4 protein-coding genes are annotated in these 6,661 nt (G+C 67.5%); 2 read left to right on the top strand and 2 right to left on the bottom strand.

Annotated features, from left to right (window positions below):
- Together B0T44_RS25660 and B0T44_RS25655 are read left to right on the top strand one after the other, a co-directional pair.
- The coding region (locus B0T44_RS25660) for a TerD family protein (RefSeq protein WP_139795368.1) at positions 1-852 on the top strand (852 nt) is incomplete at its 5' end.
- A gap of 16 nt (positions 853-868) precedes the next feature.
- Positions 869-2,458 (top strand): TerD family protein, encoded by a 1,590-nt coding sequence (locus tag B0T44_RS25655; protein WP_077121957.1) that lies wholly within the window; start codon positions 869-871, stop codon positions 2,456-2,458.
- On the opposite strand, the gene B0T44_RS25650 is transcribed toward B0T44_RS25655, so the two are convergent.
- Positions 2,431-4,149 carry a glycosyltransferase family 87 protein gene (locus B0T44_RS25650; RefSeq protein WP_139348047.1) on the bottom strand — a complete coding sequence of 573 codons (1,719 nt, stop codon included), beginning with the start codon at positions 4,147-4,149 and terminating at the stop codon, positions 2,431-2,433. The two genes, B0T44_RS25655 and B0T44_RS25650, sit on opposite strands and share 28 nt — an antisense overlap.
- 113 nt (positions 4,150-4,262) lie before the next feature.
- Entirely contained in the window at positions 4,263-6,602 is a 2,340-nt protein-coding gene (locus tag B0T44_RS25645) for a transglycosylase domain-containing protein (protein ID WP_081512714.1), read from the bottom strand.
- Positions 6,603-6,661 lie beyond the last annotated feature (59 nt).

The raw sequence follows: 6,661 nt of genomic DNA, 5'->3' as shown, positions 1-6,661 counted from the left end.
TCGACTACGCAGCGGGAGTTCCCTCGGCAACCGCCATCAAAGAAGCCGGGTATATCGGCGTCATCCGCTATGTGTCCGATCGCCGTCCCGCCGCCGACCCAGCAGGCCTACCCCACGCAGCCGCCGCAGCAGCAGCCGCCGACCGCGCCCTATCCACCGCAGGGCGGGGGCTATCCGCCGCCGCCGGGACCGGGCCAGGGCTACCCGCCGCCCGGTCATCCCGTTCCGCCTCCGCCGCCGCAGCAGCAGGGCGAGGTCAGCCTGAGCAAGGACCGTCCGATCAGCCTGCAGAAGGGCCAGCGGGTCAGCCTGCGTAAAGAGGGCGGCGTCGCGTTGACGTTCGTGAAAATGGGGCTGGGCTGGGATCCGGTGCAGACCCGCGGAATGTTCGGCAGCCGCACCGTCGATATCGACCTGGACGCGTCCGTGGTCATGTTCGCCGATATGAACCCCGCCGACGTCGCCTACTACGGGCAGCTGACCTCCAAGGACGGTTCCGTGCGGCACCAGGGCGACAACCTGACCGGCGAAGGCGCGGGCGACGACGAGATGATCCTGGTGGATCTCACCCGTATCCCGCCGCATATCACCGCGCTGATCTTCATCGTCACCTCTTACAAGGGGCATACGTTCGAGCAGGTCCGCAATGCGTTCTGCCGATTGATCGACGGCAGTAACAACGCCGAACTGGCCAGGTACTCCCTGGCAGGTGGGATGCCGTTCACCGCGATGGCGATGGCGAAGGTCTTCCGGGTGGGCAACGACTGGAAGATGGAGGCGATCGGTGAAGGTTTCCAGGCCAAACATCCGGGTGAGGCGCTTCCGCAGCTCGGCCGGTTCTTGAGCGTCTGATACCGGGGCTGGTGCAGTGATCGAGTTGCAGGCCGGTCAGAACATTCCGCTGACCGGCGATATCTTCCGTTTCCGTGCTGAAGCCGATACCGCCCTCGAGATCTCCGCGCTGGTCGTCGCACCGGATCTGCGGGTCGCCTCGGCCGACGACTGGGTATCGACCGCCCGGCCACAGACACCCGGCGTCGAGCTCGGGACCGAACCGGCGGAGGTGACGATCACCCCCGCCGCGGTGCGCGCGGACGCGCAGGCCGTGCTGCTGGTGGTGAGCACCGATTCCGCCGCTGTCACGGGGACCGCGCTGAGTAAGGTGGCCGCCACCCTGCACGGCACTGAAGGCCCGGTGGCCGAGTTCGTGATCGCGCCCGCCGCGGGCGAAACAGCGCTGATCTGCTTGGAGGTGTACCGGCGCGGGCCGGGCTGGAAACTGCGGGCGCTGGGGCAGGGGTATGCGGGCGGCCTCGCCGACCTGCTGCGCACTCACGGCGCCGACGCCTACCCGACCGCCCCACAGGCCCCACAGACCGCTCCCGCAACGCAGGCAACGGCCATCGAGCCGGCCCAGCCCGCGACCCAGGACGCAGCTCCGGCTCAGCTCGGCGCCCCCCTGGAGGTCGGGCACGGCCTGGAACGGCTGTGGATGATCTTCGAAGACGCCGCCCGCTCGGCCGCCGCTCTCGGTTCGGCGCGCGACTACGCGGGCACGCGGCTCGACCAGGAACTGTCGGCAGCTGTTTCCGATCCGGCGACCAGGAACACCCCGGCCGCTGACGCCGCCCGCGTCGAAGCGCAGCGCAAACACGACGAACTGATCTCGACCGCCGAGCTCAACCATCTGCGCGACAGCGAGCAGTTGCGGGGGGAACTGGCCGAGGCCGACCAGGTGCTGCCGCCGTCGCTGGCGTCCTGGGACGCACCGGCCTGGGACCGGGCACCCGCGCCCGCCGACGGTATCCGCCTCGGCGAGCTGTACGGGCCAGGCCGTGGACCGCTGCGGATCCCGTACTGTGTTCCAGTGCCGTTGAACCGGCCGCTGTGGGTCGATACCGAATCATCGGCGGCCGTCGCCCCGGTGGTCGGCGCGCTGCTGGCCCGGCTGCTCGCGGCAGCACCGCAGCGCACGACGCTGGTCGACATCATCGACCTGACTGGCGCGTTCACCGGCCTCAGCGAGCTGCTCGCCCCGGTGCTCGCCGGGCCGCCGGTCACCGATATCGCTGATATCTCTCCCCGGTTGCAAAGCCTGGTCGACACCGCAGAACTCGCCGAGATGGCGCACAGCAGCGGCGCGGGCGCCCCGCCGACCGAACACCGAGTGCTGCTGGCTGCGGACTTCCCGCACGGTTATCACACCGCCGACGTGCACCGTCTCGGGGCGCTGCTGGTGCGCGGCGACCTCATCGGGCTGTCCACGGTGATCGTGGGACCGAATGAGTCCGACTCCGAAGACGGCGCCATCGCCGCGCTGTCGAGGTCGTGCCGTCACCTGCCGACCGTTTCGGGCACGCCGCTGTTCGACCCGTGGACCAACAACGCCTGGCAGCTCGACCTGGATCTGCTGCCGCAGGAACCGGAACGTCAGGCCCGGTTCCTGCGCGCCAACTGAGGTTCGCACACCTGCGGCTGAGACTTGTGCGCCTGCGGCGGCTGGGTCTCACCCGGCCAGGTGCTGTCCGGGGCGTCCTTCGGTCGCAACAGCGGCGGCAGCCAGGGCAGCAGCGGATCCGGCGCCCGGTCGAGTATCCCGCCGGCCGGATCATCGATGCAATCGCGGCGCACCAGATCCTCACCGGGACGATAGATCTGGCGGATTATCAACACGCACAGCGCGATCACCGCCAGATCACGCAACACCACGGTCCCGGTGAACCACTGTTCCGGCAGCCCCTTGCGGTCGGTGCCGAGGTAATAGAACATGCGCGGCACCCACACCAGGGCGTCGATCGTCATCCAGGCCAACAGGATCCGCCGATGCGGTAGTGCAAGCACCGCGATCGGCACCAGCCACAGTGAATACTGCGGGCTCCACACCTTGTTCGTCAGCAAGAACGCGGCGATCACCAGGAAGCACAGTTGCGCGAGCCGGGGGCGGCGGGGTGCGGTGAGGCCGATATAGGCGATCCCGAGGCAGGCGGCGACAAACAACAGCAGCGAGACCAGGTTCAACACGGACGGCGGCTGCCCATGCGGCAGCGGACCATCGAAACCGGACCAACCGGTGAACGAAGCGATCACGTTGTAGATGGAGTCCGGGTCGGCGCCTCGGGCCGTGTTCAACCGGAAGAACTCGCGCCAACCCTGCGGATAGAGCACCGCGATCGGCAGATTCACCACCGCCCAGGTGCCCAGCGCCGCACTGGCGGTGAGCGCGCCCGCACCCAGCGGGCGCCCTCCCAGAACCCGTACCCGGTACGGGGTTTCGCGCAGCCAGGTGCGGGCAGCGTCCCAGCTGTCGATATCGCGGGCGCGGATACCCAGATGCGCGCTCGGTGTGCGCTGCATCGGGTCCGCGCGCAGGCACAGCACCAGGAGCGGGCCGAGCAGCAGCAGCGGATACAGTTTCGCCGCGCCGCCCAAACCCAGCAGCACGCCCGCGAGCAGCGGCCGCCGCCGCGCCCAGGCCAGCAGGCCGAGCGCCGCGCAGGCGGTGGCGAGCGCGTCGAAATTGGTGAAAGCGTGCACGATCACCAGCGGTGAGCAGGCGATCAACGCGGCATCCCATACTCGGCGGCCCGCGAGCAGCGCCGACGCCCACACAGTGGCCAGCCAGGCCAACGCCAAACCCACCGCGACCACGTTGAAATAGATCACCACCTGCAGTGCGCCGGGCAGCAGACTCGCATCCCAGCTCTTGGCGATCAGCATCGACACGTACTGGTACAGACCCGACAGCACCGGGTATTCCATGTACCTGGTCTCGGTGCCACCGTCGGGTGTTTGCTCGACCCAGGACTTCTTGTAGGGAAACGCGCCCTCGTTCAATCGTTCCGCACCGTACAGCGGCACCGTGTCCGAGTAGCACATCGCCGTGTACTGGCGGCCGTCACCCCAGTCGAGGGTGAGCGCGCCGCCGGTAGTGGTGGTCTGCTGGATGCAGGGCGCCTTCGCGGCCCAGCCGAACGCGAGGAATACCACGGTGAACGCCAGCAGCACCCGCATCGGGGTCCAGAACCGGGCGCGCCCGATCAGGGCATGGTCGCCCACCGGCCCCCCGACCACGGTGCACAGCTGCGCGGTCAGCGAATCGTTGCGGCTCGGACGGTCGCGTGCATCGGCCGAACGCAGATCGCGAGCCATCGGGCCGGGCGAATCGTAACGGGGACCGACGACCCGGTACCGCGTAGCGGTGGCGGGCTCGCTTCCGTCGGTCTGCTCACCCACCAGTCGCTGCTCGGTCACGGAACCCGAGGCTACCGGGACCCGCTCGGCGCAGTCCCGTTCGCTCCCTCGGAGTCGGTGTCCTGGCCGTAGCTCTCGCCACCGTAATCGTTCCCGGAGTCACCCGAATCCGGGACTTCCGTGATCGTCGGAGATGAGCCGTCCGCCGGGGCAACCGGCTGCCCAGGCAGCGGGCCGTCGCCCTGCTGTTGCGACTGCGGCTGCTGTTGCGGCCTGCTGCGCGGATTCGGCTGCACCCCGGGCACCGGAATGGTGATACCGGGCAGGATCTCCACCTGGCTCGGCTCGATCACCACCGGCGGTTCGAACGGAGCCTGCGTGGTCGACGGCGCAGTGTAGGGGGCCGTCCACTTCGGCACGCCCGCCTGACCCTTGATCGGGGCAGGCTTCGGGAACTTCTCCTTCGGAGTGCCCTCCAGCGCGCCGTCCATGGTGTCTTTCCAGATATCGGAGGGCAGGCTGGAGCCGTAGATCATCGCGCCGCCGTAATTGCGCAGCGGGGAGTTGTCCACACTGCCGACCCACACCGCCGTGGACAGCGACGGGGTGTAACCGACCATCCACGCGTCCTTGTTCTCGCCGGTGTCGCCGAGCTGAGCGGTACCTGTCTTGGCGGCCGATGCGCGGCCACCCGCCAACCCATGGTTGCGCGAGTACGCGGCGATCGGCTCCATCGCGGCGGTTACGTTATCGGCGACTGCCTCCGAAACCCGCCGTTCCCCGGCGACGTCACCGCGATCCAGCAGCACCTGCCCATCCGCGGTCACCACCCGCTGTACGAAATGCGGTTTGTGGTAGATGCCGGACGCGGCCAGCGTGGCGTACGCCGAAGCCATGTCCAGTACCCGGGCCTGGTACTGGCCGAGCACAATACCGTTGTTCGGGCCCGAACCGTCCGGCTCGGTCAGCGTTTTGCCCACCCCGGGAATCTCCTTCGGGATCCCCAGCTTGTGCGCCATATCGGCGATCTTCTGCGGGCCGTTCTGCATATCCAGCTGCATCCGGTAGAAGCTGGTGTTCAGCGACCGCTTCAACGCCTCGGCGATGGTGCACATACCGCACGACTCGCCCTCCACGTTGGTGATCTTGATGCCGTGCACGGTGAGCGGGGAACTGTCGTACATCTGCGACAACGGAATGCCCAGTTCGAGATTCGTGGCCAAACCGAACACCTTGAACGACGAACCCGTCTGCAAACCGGCATTGGCGAAGTCGTAGCCCTGGCCCTCTTCACCGCCGTAATAGGCGCGCACCGCACCAGTTTTCGGATCCACCGAAACCACCGCGGTCCGCAGCTGCCCCGGCTCGCCCTCCATATTCTCGCGCGCCGCATCCACAGCCGCCTGCTGCGCCTTCGGATCGATCGTCGTCGTGATCTGCAAGCCCGCCGTATTGAGCTGCTGCTCGCTGATACCCGCCTCGGACAGCTCCTGCAGCACCTGCGTCTTGATCAAACCCGACGGACCCGCATCCATACCGCTGTCACCGAGCGACGCCTCCGGCACCACCTGCGGATACTGCAAACTCTGGCGCTCGGCCGGACTCAGATTGCCCTCCGAAACCATACCGTCGAGCACATAATTCCAGCGCGCCTTCGCGCCATCAGGATTCTTCTCCGGATCCAGCAGCGACGGCAGCTGAATCGTCGCAGCCAGCACCGCGCCCTCGGCAACGTCCAACTCCTGCACCGGCTTACCGAAATACGCCTTCGCGGCCGCATCGATACCGTAAGCGCCGCGACCGAAATAGATGGTGTTCAAGTAGGCGGCGAGGATCTCATCCTTGCTCCACTGCCTGGCCATCTTCGCCGAAATGACCAGCTCACGCAGCTTACGAGTCAATGTGCGCTCATCGCCGACCATCGCGTTCTTCACATACTGCTGGGTAATGGTCGAACCACCACCGGCGCTTTCACGGCCCAGCAGATTATCGCGAGCAGCACGCGCGAAACCCGACACCGAAAAACCAGGATTGCTGTAGAAATCACGGTCCTCGGCCGCCGTCACCGCATTACGCACATGCGGCGGAATCTGATCGATACTCACCTCGGTGCGGTTGCCCTCCGGCGGAACGACCTTACTGATCACCGACTCCCCATCGGCGGCGTAGATCGTCGCCACCTGATTCGTCTTCAGATCACCCGGCTGCGGCACCGACACCGACGAATACGCGATCAAGAACACCGTGCTCGGCACCACGATCGCCAACGCCATCAACACATAGATGACCCGGCGCACAATCCGCCACCGTGATTTCTTCTGCCCCGGCCTACGCCCGGCAGGCCCATCAGACCCCCCGCCGCCGCCACGCCGCGGCGGCGGACCCGACGGCGGACCGGAGCGACCCTGCACCGCACGCCGCTCACCCGTACCAGGCCCACCTCCCGGGCCACGCCCCGGACGCTCGGCCG

The organism is Nocardia donostiensis (assembly GCF_002081715.1).
GTDB lineage: Bacteria > Actinomycetota > Actinomycetes > Mycobacteriales > Mycobacteriaceae > Nocardia > Nocardia donostiensis.
This window is presented reverse-complemented; position numbering and strand designations above follow the sequence as displayed.

What these genes read in the sequence shown, in the direction of transcription:
- B0T44_RS25650 (WP_139348047.1), bottom strand. Translation starts at nt 4,149, where the DNA reads ATGGCTCGCGATCTGCGTTCGGCCGATGCACGCGACCGTCCGAGCCGC.